Genomic DNA, 235 nt, shown 5'->3' on the forward strand with positions numbered 1-235 from the left:
AGTGTCAACCGAAAACGCCAGATTGTGGAATTGCTCATCGGACGGGGTGGGGTTGATTTCCAGAAACAGCTTGATGAGTTCTGGGAGCTTGCTGTTAGGCATTGTGTATTCCTCAATGGTTGTGAGCGCCGCGCGCTCGATGCAGATGGTTATGGCGTTTGTCGTGGCAGCTTTTGCACAGCGATAGGAGATTCGACATCGTGTTGGTGCCGCCCCGTGAGAGAGGCACTATGTG

At 53.2% G+C, this 235-nt stretch carries 1 protein-coding gene; it reads right to left on the reverse strand.

What is annotated here, in order from left to right:
* Nucleotides 1–112: 112 nt before the first annotated feature.
* Nucleotides 113–229: an HNH endonuclease gene (locus tag AC1RPT_RS08275; RefSeq protein WP_481763071.1), complete on the reverse strand. Its 117-nt coding sequence runs from the start codon at nt 227–229 to the stop codon at nt 113–115.
* Between the last annotated feature and the right edge of the window lie 6 nt (nt 230–235).

It is taken from the genome of Dellaglioa sp. CoH-56-MRSF-11, assembly GCF_056782135.1.